Below are 19,914 nucleotides of genomic sequence, written 5' to 3' on the forward strand. Positions count from 1 at the left end.
CTTTTATCTGTTTTCATCTGTCCGACGAAGACAATGCCCGCCGATCCCGCATCCAGATCATCCGCCGCATCTCCGGCTGCGGACCGAAGTTGAAGAGCAGACCGACTTCGATTCCCGATGCCCGCAGATAGTTCAGCACCTGCGCTTCGTGTGCGGAAACCAGTTGCTTGCAGGCCTTGAGCACGCCCGGGACCAAGGATCACCCGTCATCCGCCCCACCCGCTAAATTGAGCCGCAGAACCACTTCCCACCCCTGGCTCATCCTCATGCACAAGCGCTCCGGTGCCCTCCTGGCGGGCCTGCTGCTCGCCGCTCCCCTGGCTGCTCAGCAGCAGCCTCAGTATCCCAGCAGTTGGGATGCCAAACTCGCCGAACGGGCCGATGTGAAGGCCGCCATGGCGATGCTCGAGAAGAACTTCCCGCAGCACGTCGATGAGTGGATCAAGCTCACCGAAATGCCGTCCAAGTCCGGCCAGGAGAAGCTCCGCGGCGCCTACGTGAAGGCCGAGTTCGAGAAGGCCGGCCTCAAGACCACCGTCGACTCCATCGGCAACGTGATCGGCGTGCGGAAAGGCACCGGCGGCGGTCCGACGATCGCCATCATGTCGCACATGGACGTGGTGTTCGAAAACAGCGTCCCCAGGAAAGTCCGACGCAGCGGCGACACCCTCTTCGCCCCCGGGGTCGGCGACAACACCGCCTCGGTGGCGAATATGCTGGCCACCATCCGCGCCATGAATGCCACGAAGTTCACCCACAAGGGCGACATCATCTTCATCGGCACGGTGCAGGAAGAAGTCGGTCTCAAGGGCGCCGCGTACTGGCTGGAACACAATCCGCGTCCCGATCTGCTCATCGCACCCGACGGGGCCTACGGCAGCGTGGCCTACGGCGCACTGGGCATCTACTGGACGAAGTACGTCTTCGTCGCGCCCGGCGGACATACGCTCGCATCACGTGGACGCCCCACACCCGTGCGTGCCGTCGCCGAAGCGGTCGACCGGCTCTATCAGCTCCAGTTCCCGGCGTTGCCCGATGGTGCGGTGATGAACATCGGTCAGATCCATGGGGGAGAAATCTTCAACTCCATTCCGCAGGAACTGTACTTCACCGTCGACCTCCGCAGCCCCGACCCCGTGCTGCTCGACTCGCTCGATCGCCTGATCACGCGTGTCACGCAGGAAGTGGCCGACAAGCAGAAGGTCACCTTGCGCGTGGAAGTGGATCAGAAGAACCAGGCCGGCGGCACGGAGAAGCAGCTGGCCGGTGCCCGCGCCCATCCGCTCGTGCAGACGGCCGTCGACATCAATCGGTTCCTCGGCATCAGTGCCGGCATGCCCGGAGCGCGCGAAGCGGTGCCCACCGGCGCCACCGATGCGAACCCGGGTGTCGTGCGCAAGATCCCCAGCATCGCCATCGGCGGATCACGTGGCGCCAATGGTCATCAGCTCACTGAATACTCGCTGTGGCCCACCGCGCTGCCGTCCACCAAGCTGCTCTATCTGCTCACCGCGACGTTCGCGGACGGCGTGAAGGTGGTGACGCCGGGAACGGTGGTTCCGTAAACGACCGTTGCGGGTTGTGGGGACGTGGGTTTGGAGATGAACAGCCGGGTCGTGCGTGACGGGTGCCGTGACGCGCGACCCGTTACCCGAAACCCGGTTGTTCACCCCCAAACCCACGCCCTCACAACCCGCAACCGCAGTATCGCTTTACGCCGCGCGGCGCTTCATCACCACCAGCACGCCGGCAATGCCGATGGCCAGGAGCACGAACGTCGACGGCTCCGGCACCGTCGTGGCCGCATTCGCCACCACGAAGTCGTTCGCAGTCGGCCACATGTCGACGGTGGCAATCTCCGTCTTCACCGTCAGCGAGAGAATCGCGTCGGTCGACACGAAGCCCAGGAACGACCCCGGTGCTCCGATGAATGTTTCGGACACGATACCCGATGCACTGGTGGCCGTCACCGTCAGACCGAGTTGCTGGTTGATGTCACCGGCGGCCGTCGTACCGAAGAAGAAGCCACCAATGCCGCGCACCAGCGCATCGAAACCGGAAAAGGTGATCGTGGCAAAAGACTCGTCGCTCGACAGCCAACGATCCGCTCCGTTGCCGACGTTGTAGAAGCCGAGCGTATTGGTCGCGACCGTGTAGCTGTGACTTCCCGCCTGACGCGCGAGGGGTGAGGCCGGCGCGTCCACGGAAATATCGTCGAAGCTGTCGGTGCCCGCGTTCGACGTGGCCGCGAGGAAATCCGCGAAGTTCGTGAACACGGTGAACTGTGCCTGCGCCACGGTCGGCGCCACGAAGAGCATGGCGGCGACGAACAGCGTGGTGAGTCTGGAGAAACGCATGGTTGGCATATCCGGAGAATGGAGTCGTTGCAGATCGCGCCGCGTGATCAGAACGGCGTGCAGGTGAGGAAGCCGGTGCGCAGTGAATAGCCGGCCGTTTCGCCGTCATCCGTCCAGAAGACGGGACGCTTGCCACCGACACACTCGGCCAGCGGCGCGAACGTGAAGCCTTCGTTGTTGAGGTTGGGCATGCCCGTCGGACGCTCGAAACGCTGCGCGACGATGAAACGTCCCTGCGTCGCGGATCCGGCCTGCGTATCGATACGCAACACCGTCGTCCGCCCCTGGCAGGTGTCGTCGCACACGGCCCAGAACTGACCGAGTTCGTTGTCGAACGTGAGGTCCATGACCGTCGGGAATCCGCTCGTGAACGATGCCAGGCGCGTGAACCCGCCGTTCACATGGTCGAGCGCGTAGGCATGGATCTGACCCGTGCCTTCCACGCCGACGAAGAACACGCCGCCACCATTGTTCGGATAGTCGGCCGGATTGTACGCGCGCCCCTTGCTCTCGTCGCGGAAACCACGGGCCACCAGGAATGCATCGGGCACGCGGGTGATGCCTTCGAGTCCGAGGTTCGCACCGTTGGCCGGAATGTCGGCCGTGATGTTCCATTCACGGACCGCCGTGAGCACCGATCCGCTCTCGACCGACACGTCGAACAGCAGAATGCTGTTGCGGCTTACGCTGCTGTTCGCGTTGTTGCGTTCCGCCGAGACGTAGATGCTGTTGCCCACCGCCGTCACGCCCTCGGCGTCGACATCCCCCGTGCCGGCGGGATAGCGGAGCAGTTTGCCATTGGCCCATGTGCGGGACGCCTTCGGTGTCCACACACCGCCGACCTGGGTGAGACGGAAGAGGGCGCCGGGACCGTTGCGCACCGCCCAGATCACGCCCGTGGAGAAACCGGGCAGCGGCTGATAGAACAGCCCGCTCATGTTGCCTCCGAACAACACGCCCGTGGGACTCGCGGTCGTGATCGTCTGATCGCCCGGCCACGCCGAGTAGACGATGTCGCCCGGGCAGGCATTGGCTGCACCCTTCGTGGGCGTCGTCGTCGTGGCGAAGGCTCCACTGCCATTGGGACAACGCCCATACGTGGTGCTCGCATGTGTCGTCCACACGTAGCTGTCCACCAGAGCGGTGCCGCCTGGCGCGAAGAGACGGGCGGCATCACTGCCTCCCAGGCCGAAGATGAACTGCGATTCCTCGAGCACGAGATAGCCGTTGGCCGCGATCGTGGTGCCGCTCGGAATCACATACTGATTGGCGTCGTTGTTGTCCCGGAACACGTACCCGGACAGATCGACCGCGCTGTTGCCGGCATTGTACAGTTCGACCCAGTCACCGGGTGTGCCGTTGTTGGATTCGACTTCGTTGATACGCACGGCCACCGAACAGTCGTTCGCCGCGCCCCGTGTGGAGGTCGTGCTCGTGCGGAATTCGCCGGTCCCATCCGGGCAACGGGCGTAGGTGGTGGCGGCGTGCGCCCCCCACGAATACGAGGCCACGAGCGTCGAACCTCCCGGTGCGAAAAGACGCGCGGAGTCGGCGTTGCCGAGCCCAAAACCGAACTGCGACTCCAGCAACACGAGAAATCCGCCCGGAGCGATCGTCGTACCGCTCGGGATCACATAGGTGTGATCGGCACCGTTCTGGTTGTCGCGGAACACATAGCCGGACAGATCGACTGAGACCGTACCGGTGTTGTACAACTCCACCCAGTCTCCGACCGGGTCACCATTCGATTCGACCTCGTTGATCACCACCGACGCCGTTGCGGCCGTGCAGATGTTTGTGGTGCCCTTCGTCGAAACGGCCGTGGTGACCAACGCACCGCTGCCATCGGGGCAACGACCGTACGTCGTGCTGGCGTGCGTCGTCCAGGCAAAGCTGTCGACGAGTGTCGTGCCATTGGCACGGAACAGGCGCACCGCGTCGGGCGCGCCAAGCCCGAAGCCCAGGCTGGATCCGTCGATCACCAGGAATCCCTGCGCCGGGATGATGGTGCCGGCGGGAATGATGTACGCGTGAGTATCGTCGTCGTCCTTCACGACGTATCCACCAACGTTCGCGGGGCTGGCAGTGGGGTTGTACAACTCCACCCAGTCACCGGGTGTGCCACCATCCGATTCGATCTCGTTGATCCGGATCGGAGCCGCGCAGTCGTTCGCAGCACCCTTGGTGATGGTGCTCGATACGCCGAACGTCCCGGTCCCATCCGGGCAGCGCGCATAGGTCGTGCCCGCATGCGACGTCCAGGCGAAACTGTCGATGATCGTCACATTGTCGGGCGCGATGAAGCGCACCTTGTCGTTCGCGCCGAGTCCGAAGCCGAACTGCGCCTCTTCGACGACGAGATAGCCGTTGGCCGGCACGACGGTGCCGCTGGGAAACGCAAAGGTCCGCGAGTCGTTGTCGTCCTTCAGACGATAACCGGAGATGTCGATCGGCTCGTTGCCGATGTTCACGAGCTCCACCCAGTCGGTGTTGGAATTCACCTCGTTGATGCGGATGGCCTCGGCGACGGTGAGTGCGGCGGCGAGGTCGACACGCTCGGCCGCGTTGCGGCGGGCGAGCGGCCCGGTGGAGGCGATGTCCTGCGTACAACTGGTCAACGCCAGCATGCCAAGCGTGAGGGACGCGGCACGGAAGGTTCGACGGGTCACAATGGTACCTGCGACGGTTGAGGGCGGCGATCGGGGCCGGCACGGTGAGTCGTGCTGCCGGCGAGCGAACGGTGCCTCTCAACAACCGCCATTTTCGTCACGACTGGAGGTCGTGCGCGTCTCGGTCAGGTCACGAAGACGAAGAGTCGCACGTTGCGGGGGGACGGGTTTGGGGGTGACACGCCGGGTCGTGGGCCAGGCGTCCCGCCTCCTGGTACCGACCACGCGAAACCCGATTGTTCACCCCTGAACGCACCTGCCCTGAACCCGCCACTCAGCAGTGATTCAAGTGTGGTGAACGACGTGCCTCGTTCCTTCGATTCACTCCGCTCACTCCGCCACGATGCGCGCCGTCACGATGCGCGCCGTCACGATCACCTGCCCGAGGTGCCGCATGCCATGTTCGGCACCGTGCACCAGGCAGCCGAGAACCGTACTGGGCAACTGCGCCCGACCGATCGTCCGGACATCGTTCAACGTCGCGGCATCGATGGCGCGCAATGCGGCGAGACTGGTATCGACGCGGGCACTGAGCTCGGACAGCAGGATCGCCCGCTCTTCATCCGTCACCGGCTCACCCTCCCGTTGCAGCGCGGCGCGTTGGGCTTCGTTCAGCGACTCACCACGTGCGTAGGTGAACAGCCGATCGAGTACACCGGGGATATGCCGCACATGGAACGCGATGCTGGCCACACCCGCCGGGCGGGCGTTCCAGGCGTCCACAGGCAGGTCCCGCACCGCGGCAGACACTTCGTCGCGCATTTGCAGCAGCATGTGCGCCACGGGTTGCAGTGACGCCGGCACACCGTCCACCGGCCCGCGCTGCCACCACTCGAGCGCCGACGGCGCAGTCATGCGATGGTCCTCACGCGCCGAACTGTCGCAGGTGATGATCGAGGTGTTTCCATGTCAACTGCCCCCATTGTGCGCTGGTGAGTGTTCCGAAGAGGGGATGCGCAGGCCACGCCGTGCGAGTGCGTTCCCGGTCGAACCGTTCGACAAGTCCCACCAGACTGTCGCGTTCGGCGTCCCAGTGCTCCGGCGTCCGCGCCAGCAGCTCCGGTGCCGTGGGCGCGCCCTTGGGAAAGGGTACCACATTCAGCACCAGCCACTTGCTGATGCCCAGGCGCGCCAGGGGAACATCCTTCGGCGCACAGGGCAGATCACCATAGGCCATTCGCATGGCATCGGCGCAGTGGGCCAGCATCTGCGGCGCAGTCATGCGCCCCCAGCGAGCGGGCGACTCGGGATTCAGGGTGCCGATGCGCGCCGTCATCGTGGCGCGCGTTGCGGCATCGGCCAGTGTGGGCATACTGGAAACTATCCCCTGTCGACAACATCGTCAGCTCCAGCCGCGTATGCCGTTACGGACGGGTCCCCAATACACTTCCGATCATGCGCTTCACCTCCCCCGCTGCTCTCGCGAGTCTGCTCGCCACACTCGCCACCCCGCTCACCATCTCCGCCACGACGGCCGCCGCCGGTCCCTGCACCAGGGCGGTGACCGCCTGCGAGCGATGGGTCACCTTCGGCAAGGGCCCGGCCCGCTCGATGGTGTACGCCACGTACTCCCTCGACGCGGCCAATCCGAACCTGACCCGCGCGCTCATCATGGTGCATGGCGCAGGACGCAATGCCGATCACTACTTCGAAACGGCCAATGCGGCCGGTTTTCTGGCGGGCGCGCTAGAGAACACCCTCATCATCGCCCCGCGATTCATTGCCGGTCAGGACAAGCCCTCGGCCAACGAGGTCATGTGGCCCGAAGGAGGCAACTCCTGGCGTGCGGGAGGCATGTCGCCCAACAATCCCACCATCTCGTCGTTCGATTTTGTCGACGAACTGGTGCGCAAGCTGTCCAACAAGAAGAACTTCCCCAAGCTCACCCGGATCGTGATCGCCGGCCATTCCGCAGGCGGCCAGTTCGCCACGCGATACGGCATGGTGAACAAGGTGCACGACACGCCGGGCGTGGAGCTCTCGTATGTGGTGGCCAATCCGTCCAGTTATGCCTGGCCGTCGGCCGTGCGACCGCTGCCCACCGGTGATGCCAATCCGGTCGATGCCGACAAGGCCGCGCTCGGACGCGATGGAGAGAAGGTGCACACCAACTACACCTTCGGTGCGGCCGACGCCGGCAAGGCGCCCAACTACAACCGGTGGCCGGCTGGTCTCGAAAATCTCGCGGGATATTCGGCGGGTATGGACACGGCGCAGTTGGTGAAGCAGCTCGTGAAGCGTCCGGCCACCTACCTGCTGGGCCAGGTGGACGTGCTGCCGCTCGGTGGATTCGACTCCTCGCCCAACGCGATGGCGCAGGGCCCCACCCGTCGCGCGCGTGGTGAAGCGTTCTTCAAGTACGTGAACGAAACACTCGGCGCGAAGCACAACGCGATCATCGTCTCCGAATGTGGGCACAACGACCGGTGTGTCTTCACCACCGACGTCGTACTGCCGGTGATTTTCCCGAAGTGAAATAATCGACGGGGCACGGGGATCCGGTATCGCATCGGATCCCTGTACCACCGCGTCTCATTTCTTCACCTGCGGCACCGTATGCCGTAATGTGACACTGGAGCCGAAGTACATCCGCGAGTTCTTGCGCTCGGCAGGCGTGCGGGTCAGCATGTCCTTGAGCATGCTGAACACGTCGGCCTGCTGCGGCGTGAACACCTCGGCCACCAGCTCCGGCTGACGCCAGAACAGCTCCCAGTACGCCGTTTGTGTGGTCTTCACGGAATCGAGCGCAGCCTTGCTGGCCACCCCTTCCGGTTGTGCCGCCAGGTACTGCACCAGAGGGCGGTAGATCGCACGCACACTGTCGCTGTACAGCGAATCGAGCTCACGCATGCGGGCCAGTTGCGGCGGGGTGAGCAGCAACGAGTCCGACTCCGCCACCATCAGGCGGTGGATACTCGACGTCTCGCGCAGATAACGAGTCATGAGCGAGTCCTCGCTCCGGCGCACCCACTGTCCGTTCACACGGACAGGCTCCACGTTGCGACGCAGCGCCTGCAGATCGTAGTCGGTGTGCAGGCGCAGGTTCACATCCAGCGTGATGCGGAACGGATCACGGAATGCCAGCCGCGAGGGACGCGTTTCCGCAAAACGCGGATTGACGTCGTATCGGAACATGCGTCCGCCGGCGTCGAATCCGCGCGGCACCAGCAGCACCGGATCCGGTGTCGTGACACCACCCCAGCCACGCATGTCACCACCGCCATGCACGAGCTGATCCACGCCGGCCAGGATGTTGTTGGCGAATACGTTCACCACCACACGATTGAGCCAGCTGTTCCGGCGATTGCTGAACGGCGGTGTCCAGTTCGCCGACAGCGTGCGCGTCCACGGGCCACGGCAGGCATTGCGCGTGGCCGTGCGTCCCATGGTCGCATCGAGACACTCCCGCGCCACCGGACTGCCCGTTTCCCGGAGCGTGCGCAACGATGCCGCCAACGCCGCATCCGACGTGCGCGACGGATCGGGTACATAGGCCCGATCGCCGCTCCGTCCATCGCCGTTCACATCGCCCTGCACCAGCGGTGTGAACGGCAGGCCCGATTGCAGACGCGAGAAGAGGGTGAACGCCCCCATCCGGGTGCTCTTCCCGAACTGCAACAACCACACGTGACGCGCATCGGACGCCGCCGGCGCCCATTCGATCGCGCGCGGATCGCCGTACGCCGCGCCGTCGAAGCCCCGCTGCTGACGGTCCACCCGCTGCAACGTGTACGTGGCCGTCATGAACGGCCACGTACGCCAGCGACGATCGAAGCGATCCATGCCCACCGACATCGTGACCTGCCCGCCGCGCCCTCGCAGATCGCTCGACATCACGTCCACCCGACTGAACGCCGCACTGCGTCGCGCCTCGACCGCCGACAGCGCGCCCGATCCGGCGTCGATGGCCGAGGGGGACACGAACACGGCGCGATCGCTCTCGCCGCCGAGCACGAAGCGTGACGCGCCGGCAAAATTGCGATCCACCAGCGACGGCTGATCGAGATCGAGCGAGGCGAGTGCGCTGGCGCGGAACATCATCTTCCAGCGCAGCGTGTTGTAGTCGAGTGATGCCCGCCAGCTGCGTGGCACATCGAAGTGGCGATCCAGCACGGTCACCGCTGGCGCCCGCTCGGCCAACGGGCCGCTGCCGTCGGCACATTGCGATGGCAATACCGACGATGACGTGGGCCACACGGGTGTGGGCACGGCGGCACCCACACAGGACAACGACAGCGAACTGCCGGGCAAGCCGGTACGCGCGGCCGCATCGGCCAGCACGTCCGGACGCCACAGATCGCGGAACTCCCCTATGCCACCGCGCAGCACACCGGTGGGATAGCGGAACCAGGTGCCGGTCTCACTGAACGACGCGCCACCGCCATTGTTGCGCGCCTTGTTGAACGCATACGTGAACCCCACCCGCGGACTCACATGCAGCCGCGGACCCACACCGCCGGTGGGCAGGTCCAACGTCTGCTCGAGCACCGTATTGCGCGCTGGTGCGTCGAGTGCCCCATTGCCCTCCACGCGCAGGCCGTATTGCAGCGAAAAGAACCGCGACGGTGCCCAGGCATGCGAGGCCGCCACCGCACTGTTCCAGACGCGGCCCGTGCGATCGGGATTCACGAGAGTGCGGGTGTACGACACCGCATGATTGCTCAGCAGATCGTCGAGCGAATTGAAACTGTAGCGTCCGAACGTGCTGCCACCGCCGGTCTGCACGAGATCGTCCACGCGACCCCAGACGATGGCCCGCACCGTGTGCCTGCGGCCACGGATATTGCGCACGAATTCGTGGTTCGCCTCGGCGGTCCATCGCGTCGATGCCAGCACGTCGGTGCCGCGTCCACCCAGCGACAGCGAGGCAATGCCGGCGTCGTTCGCCGTGGCGTCACCGGTCGTCCGCACGAGCACGTCCACGGCCGGCGCGTCGAGATAGGGTGTGCCGGTGCTGCGCACCACCCCAACGTTGAGCCGCGTCTGCTGGAACGTGCTGAACGCCGGCCCCGACCAATGGCCAAGCGCCAGAATGCCGCCATACGACTGATCACGACGCGCCGAGCCCGCACTCGGCGCCAGCAGCGGCGCGAGTCCTTCGTTGTCGGCACGCGCGTCGTTGGCGTACACGGTGAACGAACGGGTCCAGCTCGTGTCGGTGGTCAGATCGAAACGGGCCAGCACTCCCAACCCATCGCGGCGCACCGCGCCCGGAGCATCACTGACCAGCGGCAATCCACGCTGCAACGCCGCCTGCCGCGCCCGCCGTACGGAATCGATCGACACGCCCGAACGTTGGTAGGCGAGTGGCGAGGCATCGGCAAGCGTGAACAGATCGCGATCGTTGCGCGACACGTCCACGGCCACGTTGTATGTGAGCACACCGCGGATGGCTTCACCATCCATGCCACCCGATGCCCGCCAGCTCTGATTGGTTGCTCCCAGCGCGCGCCCGACCGCGTCGGTGGATTGCAGCGCGCGCAGATCACCCGTGAAAAAGAGCGCGCGGTTCTGATAGTCCCGGCTGCCGGGTGACAGGCGCAGATCGATGTTCGCGCCCGAGAAGCCTCCGCGCGTGGCGTCGTAGGTGGCGCCGGTCACGCGCGTCTCGACGCGTGCGGCGCGCGGCACACTGCCGGCACCCATGGCAGCGCCATTGAGCGTGGTGAGATTGCTGGTACCCGATGCGCCGAGCATGGATGGTCCCCCGGGTCCCATGATCATGCCGGGCATGGTGGAGACCGTGGTATTGATGTCTCCACCGGCGCTCGGCGGCAGTCCCGCCGTCACCCCCTGCCGCCAGGCCTCGCTCGATCCCGTTTCCTGGCTCATGGGACTCACATTCGTGGACACCCGCGCCGGCACGGCGGCGTTCACGTTCACCGCCTCGAGTGTGGTCACATTGCCAGACAGGATGAAGTCCACCGTGTACTCACGTTCCGTGCCCACGCGCGTGACGCGTCGACGCGCCGACCTGAAGCCGCTGGCCTGGACCGCCACCAGATAGTCGCCGGTGCCTTCGGCGAAGGTGATGCTGTAGCGGCCACTGTCGTTGGTGACGGCCTGCTGCAGCAGCCGGTCCGGCCCGCGCGTGGCGAACACCGTGGCGCCCACGATCACCAGTCCGCTGTCGGACATGACCCGCCCACGCAACGTCTCGGGTTGAGCCAGCCCGACACGGGGCACGAGCGACAGCAGACTCAGGCCAAGCAGCAATGCCGACGATCGGCAGAGAGAATGGAACATCGGACGCAAAGCACGAGTGATCGAAACGGCGCGGACATCACTCTGACAGCCTGTGAGCCGGAACCGTTGCGGGACGAGTGCAAACGATACGCCCCCGGTCCATCGGCCGCCATCAGGATGCCGCAGGTAAGGACGCCGGCCCCTCGCCTTCAGCGGTCGGTTCAGAGGCGTACGTACTCGGATACGTGCGGGACAGCGGCGCCCGAACCGGGAGGAGATGTCGCGTGACGCGCCGCCGTGGAAGAACTGTTGTCACTTGTATGATCCGTTCGGCATGGGCGCCTGTACCCTGCCGAACCGAGCACCTCAGGGCAGGAGGAGTCATGTCTGCGATTGCCAATCGTCGGTCTTTCCCAGTGCGTGTGGCGTTCACCGCCATGGCAGTACTGAGCAGCATGCAGGTCTTGGCCGCATGCCATGAGCGGATCGCCGGTGTCGATACCACACCCCGCCGAACCGGAGAGGCGCTGCAGACCGACGCATTGTACTACGACGCGCCACGGGTCGACGAAGGTTGGTTGCCGCCACGATTCCAACGTCGCTTTCAGGTGGTGGCCACCTACACCAACCGCACGCAGGAAACCGTGTACATCGATACGTGCAGACCGGATGCTTCCGGTCCGATATACGGGATCACCATCGCGGGCAAGGAGAACTCCCCGAGATACTCCATCTTCAGCCCCATCTGGGGATGTGTGGGCCACGATCAGCACATTGCCGTGCCTCCCGGAGCAAGCCGGACGGATACCCTCACCATATCTGGACCCAACGAATTTGATCACTTCACGGGTGAACCGGGCGGTCTGCTCGACCCCCGACTCCGGCTGACATACGGCGTGAGGCCGTGCCAACCGGAGTCACCGTGCGGCGCAACCCGTACAATCGTCCTGTCGAACATTTTCGAAGTGCGGATGCCTCGCTGAACGGCCGGCGGCAATCCCGCGGCGTTCACGAAAGCCTTCACGCGCGTGCAGAGGCCCGGTCCGGGCGCGTACCATCACGCATATCGTCGCGCGCATCGTCAACGAATGCACGTGGACTCTTCCCCGTCCAACGTTTGAAGGCACGGGAAAATGCGGCGGCTTCCGAAAAACCCAGCAACGCCGCGGTCTGCTGCACCGTCGCCTTCTGCTCCGCGAGATAGTGCAACGCGAGAGACTCACGCAACCCCGCGACCACCTCGGCAAACGTGGTACCCTCCGCTTTGAGATTGCGCAGCAACGTCTGCCGACTCATGGACAGCGCACTGGCCACGGCCGGCATGCTCACGGCACCTTCGGCGAGCAACGGACGCACCACGGCTTCGACACGCCCCCGGCAACTTCGGGTGCGCTGCAGGGCGGCCAGCTGCGCATCGGCATGAGACGCGAGAATGCGGTGCGTGGTGCGTGGCGTGGCCTGGAGAGGATGATCCCACCACGCCGGATCGAGTAGCAGCGCGTTGCGATCGGTGCCGAATGTCACTGGCACCTGGAAGACATCGGCATACTCCTGCGCGTGTGACGGTGCGTCATAGCTGAAATGCACGGCCCGCAAAACGGGGTGGCTGGCACGCAGTCGCATGCCCACGGCAAACCGGGCGAAGGTCGACTCGGTGAGTTCGCGCGTACTGTCGACATGCGGACGTGTGTCGAACATCCAGATGCCCTCCTCCACGCGTTCGATCCGGTACCGGTCCACGTCCGGCGCCTCACCAAAATCGAAGGAAAGGCGCGCAAACCGATTGAGCTGCACGAACGCGTCGGCCACGGTGCCCGAAGCACTGCCGATGGCGCCCACGACGGAGACCTGCGCGCACGCCACCGCAGCGCCCCAATGCAGCGCCAGCGCGGAATCGCCCGTCATCGCGCTCGCCTGACGCACCAGCCGGAGGTAGGCCGCCAACGGAATGCGGTGATCAGGATGGGTCAGAGCGACAGCATCGATACCGGCGGCATGCAACAACCGGGTACGATGACACCCTCGTTCGACGGCATACTCGAGGACCCCTTCGGTATAACCCACCGACATCGTGGCCGAGGAGAGCAGCGGGGGAAGCGGAGGGATCGGCGTGCGAGACATGGGAAGGCTTGCATGGGGCATGTCTCCTCACAACGCAGAAAGACCCCTCCTGGATTCAACGAGACGTCACCCTGGGACGGAGCAGGCCACCGCCTGCATGATGCCGGCGATCATGTGATTGAGTCGGGCGATCATCGATCCGTGAGCGCGGCATGCGCACGATGCATCATGACTCGTTCGACCCAACAGGCACCATCGCCATCCGCACGATGGCTGACCATCTCGGCGACCGCATGGACCGCCGTGGCACTCACCAGTCAGTTGTTCTTCGCCTCCTACATCACCGGCCTGTATGGCGGAGGGGCGGCAAGGGGACGTCTGGCACAATCGCTCGATACGGTGATGCCGCGTGGTCATGTGGAAGGCGACACCGCGGGAAACGCCGTACTCGTCACGCATCTGATCATGGCGGTCGTGCTGATCGCCGCCGGCGGCGTGCAATTGCTTCCCATCGTCAGGCGGCGAATGCCCCGTCTGCACCGCTGGAGCGGTCGCCTGTTCGCGGCCATGGCATCACTGCTGGCCATGAGCGGACTCTATCTCGTCTGGGTGCGTGGCGGTGCCGCAGGTGACATCGGCAACCACCTCGGCGTGAGTGCCAACGCGGTGGTGATCCTCGGTGGTGCCTTCATGACGGTGCGTACGGCGCGGCAGCGGCGGTTCAGCGTACACCGGAAATGGGCGCTGCGTCTGTATCTGGCCGCGAATGGGGTCTGGTTCTTCCGCATCGGTCTGATGCTGTGGCTCGTCATCCATCAACGGCCCGTGGGCTTCGATCCGCACACGTTCACCGGACCATTTCTGACGACACTGGCTTTTGCGCAATTCCTGCTGCCCCTTGCGGTACTCGAAGGCTACCTGCGTGCCCGCGAGCACCAGCAGGTCATGAAGCAGTGGACCATGGCGGGCATACTGACGCTGTGTACGGTGGCCACCGCCATCGGCAGCGTCGGCGCGGCCCTCATGATGTGGTGGCCGCGCCTCTGATCCGCCGTCAGCCAGTCGTCAGGTCGTCTCCTCTCCGATCGCGCGATAGACCACCGCGCCGAGAGCACCCCCGACGATCGGCGCCACCCAGAACAACCAGAGCTGCGCCACCGCCCATCCTCCCACGAATACCGCCACACCGGTGCTGCGTGCCGGGTTCACCGACGTATTGGTGACCGGAATGCTGACGAGGTGAATGATCGTGAGTCCCAGGCCGATCGCGATCGGCGCAAAACCGCTCGGTGCGCGCTTGTCGGTGGCCCCCAGAATGATGATGAGGAAGAACGCCGTCATCACCACCTCGCTCACGAGCGCCGCCACCATGGAATAACCACCCGGCGAGTGCTCCCCGAATCCGTTCGATGCAAATCCCGCCGACACATCGAAGGCGGGATTGCCGCTGGCGATGACATACAACACACCACCGGCTGCGATCGCGCCCAGGACCTGCGCCACGATGTACGGCACGAGCTTCGCGGCGGGGAAACGTCCTGCAACACAGAGGCCGATCGATACGGCGGGGTTGAGATGACACCCCGAGATGTGTCCGATGGCAAAGGCCATCGTGAGCACCGTGAGTCCGAACGCCAGGGCCACACCGAGCAGTCCGATCCCGACATTCGGGAACGCCGCTGCGAGCACCGCACTGCCACAGCCACCAAGCACCAGCCAGAACGTCCCGACGAACTCTGCACCGTACTGCTTCATGCCGGCCTCTCCGTGAAGAATGGTATCGGAGAAGTTGCGTCTCCGGAGAGATCCGGCAAGGGTCAGGATCGAGCTAGGGTTCGTGAGGCCAGGGATTCGCGAAGGCGGGGTTCCGCAAAAATACGGAGTCGGTGAGTGCTTCCAGGAAGGCCACGAGATCCTGTCGATCGGTACCCGTCAGCACGAATCCGTGCACCGATGGACTCTTGTAACGATTGTCGCGACCGACACCCGCCTGAGGTCCGGAGGCAATCGTGCGTCCACCGGCCGCATAGTGATCGACGACGGCCTCGAGCGTGGCAATGCTGCCGTCATGCATGTATGGCGCCGTGACCGCGATGTTGCGCAGCGTGGGTGCGCGAAAACGGCCCACATCCTCGATACGCCCCGTGATGGCATGCAATCCGGTATTGGACGAGGGATACGACACCGCTCCGGCCACGTTGTAGAGTCCGGTATTGAAGAACCCGGCACTCACCGTGGTATCACCGTCATAACGAACGGCCCCACTGAAATTCCAGCCGCCATGACACTGGAAACATCCACCACGCTGGCCGGAGAAGAAGATCATCTCCCCACGCTTGGCCGATTCGGAAATGGCATTGCGATCACGACCATATCGATAGCGATCGTATGGAGATCGCATCGAGACGAGTGTGCGTTCGAACGCGCCCAGCGCGCGGACGATGTTCGTCACGCTGAATGGTGCGGAGTCCGCGGGAAACGCCTGCGCGAACAATCGCTGATAGACGTCGTCCGCACGCACACGCTGCAGCAGCGATGCACCGTCGGGATCGAGTCCGAGCTCCACTGGACTCGTACCGAACATCGGCACCAGCGCCTGTTCCTCGAGTGCCGTGACGCGGGGATCGGCCCATGTCAGCGCCGGTGCATAGCCGATGTTCGCGAGGCTCATGCTGCCTCGCGGGTGCATCATCCCCGTCGATCCGACGGCACGTGCGCGTCCATCGGTGAATGCCAGCTCCTGGCGATGACAGGTGGCGCAGGACTGACGACCGTTTCCCGACAGTCTCGTGTCGTAGAACAGATGTCGGCCGAGTTCCACCGTGTGCGACGACATCGGATTGTCGTGCGGCACGGGCGGGCGTGGAAACGGTGCTGGAATGTCCCATACGAACGGAGCGACGGCCCCACCGCCACCTCGGGTGGGTGCCGTCGTCGCGGTCGTGATCACCGATGTCGTGATCACGGCCCCGAGCAGCAGCAGCAATGCCGCGATGGATGCGCCGCCGCGTCGCATGGCGCTACTTCCGGACGGTGACCACCTGCAGGCTCGTCAGCATGCGTATCGAACGGGCACCACGCTTGTCCGTGGGCACCACGAGCCGGAACGCCCCCGTCTCGCCGAAGAGCGGCTGCCCATCGGCCGAGTCGGCCAGCAGGTACTGTCCATTGGCCATCTCCGGATCGAGTTCCCCCAGGGAGAACACCACCTGATACCCGTCCGACGCCATCGCGATGACATAGGTGGACAGCGCCGCGCCACGCAGGGCATTGCCCAGCGGCGCGCCGGCCTTTTTCAGCACATCGGCCACCCACACGCCTTCGTACGTGGTGGTGATGCCGTTGCTGGTGGTGCGCACCGAGGCCCGGGGCATGCTCGCCAGGTCCGCCGCCGTGAGGGTCAGCGACTGTGTCACCGCGCCCGTGACCCGGACGCTCGGCGTTGCGGTCGCCGCCTGCTGGGCGACGAGTGGGTTCGCACGCAGCACGGACGCGCCGGCGAGTGCAAAGGGCATCGCCGCAGCCAGCGCATAACGGGACGTCGTACGATGAATCATCGAAAGGACGGCAAAGGTGGGTAGTCCTCCCAAGATAGGATCTTCCGACGATTTCGGGAGACGTTCGTGGGCGTGACAGGAGAGGCGGGGCCATGCGGGGCCATGCGGGGCCATGCGCGCCTCGGACCACCACGATTGCGCGCCCGGGATCCGGATGCTATCATGCAACTTACAGGTTGCACATCAGCAGACCGATGCCCTAGCGATTCTTTCCCCGGAGGAGCCGGCCATGAGCAATGCGAATCGGATCGAGAAGCGGGTGACATTGAACGCCCCCGTTTCGCGGGTATGGCGCGCGCTCACCGATACCCGGGAATTCGGCGAGTGGTTCGGGATCCGGCTGACGGGCGCGTTCGTGGTGGGCCAGACGGTGTCCGGCACCTTCGATGAACGACTGAGTGCCGATGCCGTGCTCGAGTTTCAGGAGAGCCTCGGCCTCACGCCATCACCGGTGGACATCCCGGAGGCGCCCACCGTCTTCTGCACCGTGCAGGCCATCGAGCCGGAGCATTACTTCAGCTTTCGATGGGTCCCCTTTGGTATCGATGCCGGGGTCGATCCGGCCACCGAGCCCACCACACTCGTCGAGTTCACGCTCGAGCCGGTGGTGGGTGGCACCCAACTCACCATCGTCGAATCCGGATTCGATCAGGTTCCGGCCCATCGTCGCGAACGGGCGTTCCGCATGAACGAAGCCGGCTGGAGCGGACAGGCCGAAAACGTGAAGCGGTATGTCGAAGATCTCTGACAGCACCGTCGAGGAGATCTTCTTCGCGCTCGGCGATCGTCACCGGCTGTCGGTGGTGCGCGCCCTCCGGGCCCGTGGCGCGCTGTCGGCCACCGTGCTGGCCGACGATGCCACGGTGACGCGACAGGCCATCGTGAAACACCTGCAGGTCCTCGAGCGCGCGGGACTCGTCACCCATCAGCGCCGGGGACGGGAAGTGCTCTACGCCCTCGACGTGCGCCGCCTCGACGACGCACGTCATTTTCTCGATGGCATCTCCGCCGGATGGGATCGTGCCATCGCCCGATTGCGGCGGCTCGTGGAGCCGCCGGTCATCGATTGACGCCTGCCGAACCTTTCGGGTTCGGCGACGTCTTTCACCGCGCGGTCTTCACGTCGACACGCGACGCCCGTCCGGGCACATGATACACCCGCATCGTCGCCGCCTTGTAGTCGGACGGCTTCGCCTCGAAGATGTCGGGCACGAAGGTCTGCGGATTGCGGTCGATGAACGGGAACCACGTGCTCTGGACCTGCACCATGATGCGATGGCCCTTCAGGAACGTGTGATTCACATCGGGCATCTCGAACGCCAGGGAGTCCGCCACATTCGGTGTGAACGGGACCGGCTTCTGCCAGCTCCGGCGATAGCGCGCGCGGAAGGGCTCACCACGAATGAGCAGTTGCGCTCCCGCCCTCACGAACCCGGGTTCGTCATCCGCGAGATTCTTCGCATCGGCCGGCAACACGTCGATGAGCTTGACCATGAAGTCGGCATCGGTGCCGCTCGTGGCCACATGCAGACGCGGAGCCACCGGACCCGTGATGGTGATGTCTTCGGTCAGCACATCGCTCACGTACGTGAGAACGTCGGGGCGACGCGACGCATATCGCTGATCGGCCACGATGTAGTCGCGCGGCATGCCCTGGCCCTCGATACGGTCCGTCGTCGGCACGGGCTTCATGGGATCGCTCACGTAGCTGTCGTACGCTGCCGCGCCCGACGCCACCGCAGGTGGTGAGAACGACAGCTTGCCGCCCGGATGGAAGTACAGCGAGCGCTTCACCGCACCGGCCGGCGGGAACTGTTCGTACTGACGCCAGACGTTCGTGCCTGTCTCGAAGACCGTCGCCTCCGCGAGCTTCGGATCGGGACCGCCCTTCAGGTGATGCAGGAAGAACGGAAACTCCACCGAGTCGCGGAAATACGTCCCCAGCGACGCCGAGCCGAAGCGCTGCACACCGAGGGAGTTCGCATCACCACGTCCCCAGCCCCCGTGCGACCACGGCCCGACGATGATCTTCGCGTTGTTCTGGGGCGACAGACGCTCCACCCCCCGCCAGGTGCGCCAGGGGCCCTGCAGATCCTCGGTGTCGAACAGCCCTCCCACGATCAGCATGGCCGGCTTCATGTTCTTCACGAAGCGGCTGATGTCGCGTGCCTGGTTGTACTCGTCGTACGTGACATGCGGGATGAACTCGTACCACACCGGCGCCGAGTCGCGCGGCATGATCTTGCGCGCCGCCGGGCCGACCGGACCGAGATTCAGATAGTACTGATAGGCATCCGGCCCGATATTGAGACGGGCGCCCCGTTCCACACCCGGCGGACTTCCATCGGGACGACCGAAGCGGTAGAAGAACGTGAAGTTGTGCGCGAGCAGGAATGCGCCATTGTGAAAATTGTCGTCGCCCATCCAGATGTCCGTCATGGGCGCCTGCGGTGAACAGGCCACCAGGGCCGGATGTGCGTCGATGCAGCTCGCGGTCGCATAGAAGCCGGGCCACGAACCGCCGTAGATGCCGACGCGGCCGTTGTTCGGCGTCACGTTCTTGAGCAGCCACTCGATGGTGTCGTACGTGTCCGTGCTCTCGTCCACATCGCCCGGCTTCTTGTTCGGGAGATGGGGCGTCATGCTGGTGAAATTGCCTTCGGAGAGATAGCGCCCGCGCACATCCTGGGTGATGAACACGAACCCCTCGCGCGCGAACCGTGGGTTGCTGCTGGGCCCGAGCGACGCGCGGATGGCCTCGCCATAGGGCTGCGCGCTGTATGGCGTGCGCGTCATGAGCAGCGGGAAACGCTTGCCCATCGTATCGCGCGGGATGTAGATGGACGTGAAGAGCTTCACGCCATCACGCATCGGGATGCGCGCCTCCACCTTGCGATAGTTGGCCTTGATCCAGGTGGAGTCGACAGGCTGGGCCGATATCGGCGCGGCGAGGACGAAGGCGACGACGAAAGCGGCGACACGCGCGGTCGCCGCCCGGAAGATACGGGAGAGTCCAGTCATGCTGTGAAGCTGTCACATCGGTGGCCGGCGCAACAGACGCCGACGGGCGCCACCAGCGATCGT

17 protein-coding genes are annotated in these 19,914 nt (G+C 64.9%); 6 read left to right on the forward strand and 11 right to left on the reverse strand.

The window, feature by feature from the left end; genetic code table 11:
* Positions 1–13: 13 nt before the first annotated feature.
* Positions 14–196, reverse strand: a complete 183-nt coding sequence (locus tag WG208_RS10415) for a GxxExxY protein (RefSeq protein ID WP_337171289.1) — start codon at positions 194–196, stop codon at positions 14–16.
* A gap of 70 nt (positions 197–266) precedes the next feature.
* On the opposite strand from WG208_RS10415, the gene WG208_RS10420 reads away from it, so the two are divergent.
* A complete protein-coding gene (locus WG208_RS10420; RefSeq protein WP_337171290.1) occupies positions 267–1,565 on the forward strand; it encodes a M20/M25/M40 family metallo-hydrolase in 1,299 nt (432 codons plus the stop codon).
* A 147-nt stretch (positions 1,566–1,712) separates the two neighbouring features.
* Here WG208_RS10420 and WG208_RS10425 read toward each other — a convergent pair whose 3' ends face one another.
* From WG208_RS10425 to WG208_RS10440, 4 genes are all read right to left on the reverse strand, one after another.
* Positions 1,713–2,357, reverse strand: a complete 645-nt coding sequence (locus WG208_RS10425) for a PEP-CTERM sorting domain-containing protein (protein ID WP_337171291.1) — start codon at positions 2,355–2,357, stop codon at positions 1,713–1,715.
* Positions 2,358–2,404: 47 nt separating this feature from the next.
* The gene (locus WG208_RS10430; RefSeq protein WP_337171292.1) at positions 2,405–5,026 is read right to left on the reverse strand and encodes a lamin tail domain-containing protein; all 2,622 of its coding nucleotides are present in this window, start codon (positions 5,024–5,026) and stop codon (positions 2,405–2,407) included.
* 330 nt (positions 5,027–5,356) lie between these two features.
* Complete coding sequence (locus WG208_RS10435) at positions 5,357–5,881, reverse strand: DinB family protein (protein WP_337171293.1); 525 nt, start codon at positions 5,879–5,881, stop codon at positions 5,357–5,359.
* A 10-nt stretch (positions 5,882–5,891) separates the two neighbouring features.
* Positions 5,892–6,338: a DUF1569 domain-containing protein gene (locus WG208_RS10440; RefSeq protein ID WP_337171294.1), complete on the reverse strand. Its 447-nt coding sequence runs from the start codon at positions 6,336–6,338 to the stop codon at positions 5,892–5,894.
* A gap of 83 nt (positions 6,339–6,421) precedes the next feature.
* Between WG208_RS10440 and WG208_RS10445 the strand changes: the two genes are divergently transcribed.
* On the forward strand, positions 6,422–7,501 hold the full coding sequence (locus WG208_RS10445) for an alpha/beta fold hydrolase (RefSeq protein ID WP_337171295.1): 1,080 nt from the start codon (positions 6,422–6,424) through the stop codon (positions 7,499–7,501).
* 57 nt (positions 7,502–7,558) lie between these two features.
* Here WG208_RS10445 and WG208_RS10450 read toward each other — a convergent pair whose 3' ends face one another.
* Positions 7,559–11,272, reverse strand: coding sequence for a carboxypeptidase-like regulatory domain-containing protein (locus tag WG208_RS10450; protein ID WP_337171296.1), 3,714 nt, complete (start codon positions 11,270–11,272; stop codon positions 7,559–7,561).
* Positions 11,273–11,595: 323 nt separating this feature from the next.
* Here WG208_RS10450 and WG208_RS10455 point away from each other — a divergent pair, with 323 nt between their 5' ends.
* Complete coding sequence (locus tag WG208_RS10455) at positions 11,596–12,195, forward strand: hypothetical protein (protein WP_337171297.1); 600 nt, start codon at positions 11,596–11,598, stop codon at positions 12,193–12,195.
* Positions 12,196–12,232: 37 nt separating this feature from the next.
* Here WG208_RS10455 and WG208_RS10460 read toward each other — a convergent pair whose 3' ends face one another.
* Positions 12,233–13,333: an AraC family transcriptional regulator gene (locus WG208_RS10460; protein WP_337171298.1), complete on the reverse strand. Its 1,101-nt coding sequence runs from the start codon at positions 13,331–13,333 to the stop codon at positions 12,233–12,235.
* 168 nt (positions 13,334–13,501) lie between these two features.
* Between WG208_RS10460 and WG208_RS10465 the strand changes: the two genes are divergently transcribed.
* Entirely contained in the window at positions 13,502–14,320 is an 819-nt protein-coding gene (locus WG208_RS10465; RefSeq protein ID WP_337171299.1) for a DUF2306 domain-containing protein, read from the forward strand.
* 18 nt (positions 14,321–14,338) lie between these two features.
* On the opposite strand, the gene aqpZ is transcribed toward WG208_RS10465, so the two are convergent.
* The 3 genes from aqpZ to WG208_RS10480 all read right to left on the reverse strand — a co-directional run bounded on the left by aqpZ (position 14,339) and on the right by WG208_RS10480 (position 16,830).
* Positions 14,339–15,028, reverse strand: coding sequence for an aquaporin Z (aqpZ, locus tag WG208_RS10470; protein ID WP_337171300.1), 690 nt, complete (start codon positions 15,026–15,028; stop codon positions 14,339–14,341).
* A gap of 73 nt (positions 15,029–15,101) precedes the next feature.
* On the reverse strand, positions 15,102–16,289 hold the full coding sequence (locus WG208_RS10475) for an MbnH family di-heme enzyme (protein ID WP_337171301.1): 1,188 nt from the start codon (positions 16,287–16,289) through the stop codon (positions 15,102–15,104).
* Positions 16,290–16,293: 4 nt separating this feature from the next.
* The gene (locus WG208_RS10480; RefSeq protein WP_337171302.1) at positions 16,294–16,830 is read right to left on the reverse strand and encodes a molybdopterin-dependent oxidoreductase; all 537 of its coding nucleotides are present in this window, start codon (positions 16,828–16,830) and stop codon (positions 16,294–16,296) included.
* 229 nt (positions 16,831–17,059) lie between these two features.
* On the opposite strand from WG208_RS10480, the gene WG208_RS10485 reads away from it, so the two are divergent.
* Positions 17,060–17,578, forward strand: a complete 519-nt coding sequence (locus WG208_RS10485; RefSeq protein ID WP_337171303.1) for an SRPBCC family protein — start codon at positions 17,060–17,062, stop codon at positions 17,576–17,578.
* Positions 17,562–17,900, forward strand: a complete 339-nt coding sequence (locus tag WG208_RS10490) for a metalloregulator ArsR/SmtB family transcription factor (protein ID WP_337171304.1) — start codon at positions 17,562–17,564, stop codon at positions 17,898–17,900. Before WG208_RS10485 ends, WG208_RS10490 begins: the two co-directional genes overlap by 17 nt.
* 34 nt (positions 17,901–17,934) lie before the next feature.
* On the opposite strand, the gene WG208_RS10495 is transcribed toward WG208_RS10490, so the two are convergent.
* On the reverse strand, positions 17,935–19,851 hold the full coding sequence (locus WG208_RS10495; RefSeq protein WP_337171305.1) for a CocE/NonD family hydrolase: 1,917 nt from the start codon (positions 19,849–19,851) through the stop codon (positions 17,935–17,937).
* Positions 19,852–19,914 lie beyond the last annotated feature (63 nt).

Origin of the sequence: Gemmatimonas aurantiaca (assembly GCF_037190085.1) — a bacterium.
In the GTDB taxonomy this organism is placed as follows: Bacteria; Gemmatimonadota; Gemmatimonadetes; order Gemmatimonadales; family Gemmatimonadaceae; genus Gemmatimonas; species Gemmatimonas aurantiaca_A.

Bases quoted from the DNA above. Each gene is read 5' to 3' on its own strand.
- WG208_RS10420 (WP_337171290.1), top strand. From the start codon at position 267: ATGCACAAGCGCTCCGGTGCCCTCCTGGCGGGCCTGCTGCTCGCCGCT.
- WG208_RS10425 (WP_337171291.1), bottom strand. From the start codon at position 2,357: ATGCGTTTCTCCAGACTCACCACGCTGTTCGTCGCCGCCATGCTCTTC.
- WG208_RS10435 (WP_337171293.1), bottom strand. From the start codon at position 5,881: ATGACTGCGCCGTCGGCGCTCGAGTGGTGGCAGCGCGGGCCGGTGGAC.
- WG208_RS10440 (WP_337171294.1), bottom strand. From the start codon at position 6,338: ATGCCCACACTGGCCGATGCCGCAACGCGCGCCACGATGACGGCGCGC.
- WG208_RS10445 (WP_337171295.1), top strand. From the start codon at position 6,422: ATGCGCTTCACCTCCCCCGCTGCTCTCGCGAGTCTGCTCGCCACACTC.
- WG208_RS10450 (WP_337171296.1), bottom strand. From the start codon at position 11,272: ATGTTCCATTCTCTCTGCCGATCGTCGGCATTGCTGCTTGGCCTGAGT.
- WG208_RS10455 (WP_337171297.1), top strand. From the start codon at position 11,596: ATGTCTGCGATTGCCAATCGTCGGTCTTTCCCAGTGCGTGTGGCGTTC.
- WG208_RS10460 (WP_337171298.1), bottom strand. From the start codon at position 13,333: ATGTCTCGCACGCCGATCCCTCCGCTTCCCCCGCTGCTCTCCTCGGCC.
- WG208_RS10465 (WP_337171299.1), top strand. From the start codon at position 13,502: ATGACTCGTTCGACCCAACAGGCACCATCGCCATCCGCACGATGGCTG.
- aqpZ (WP_337171300.1), bottom strand. From the start codon at position 15,028: ATGAAGCAGTACGGTGCAGAGTTCGTCGGGACGTTCTGGCTGGTGCTT.
- WG208_RS10475 (WP_337171301.1), bottom strand. From the start codon at position 16,289: ATGCGACGCGGCGGCGCATCCATCGCGGCATTGCTGCTGCTGCTCGGG.
- WG208_RS10480 (WP_337171302.1), bottom strand. From the start codon at position 16,830: ATGATTCATCGTACGACGTCCCGTTATGCGCTGGCTGCGGCGATGCCC.
- WG208_RS10485 (WP_337171303.1), top strand. From the start codon at position 17,060: ATGAGCAATGCGAATCGGATCGAGAAGCGGGTGACATTGAACGCCCCC.
- WG208_RS10490 (WP_337171304.1), top strand. From the start codon at position 17,562: ATGTCGAAGATCTCTGACAGCACCGTCGAGGAGATCTTCTTCGCGCTC.
- WG208_RS10495 (WP_337171305.1), bottom strand. From the start codon at position 19,851: ATGACTGGACTCTCCCGTATCTTCCGGGCGGCGACCGCGCGTGTCGCC.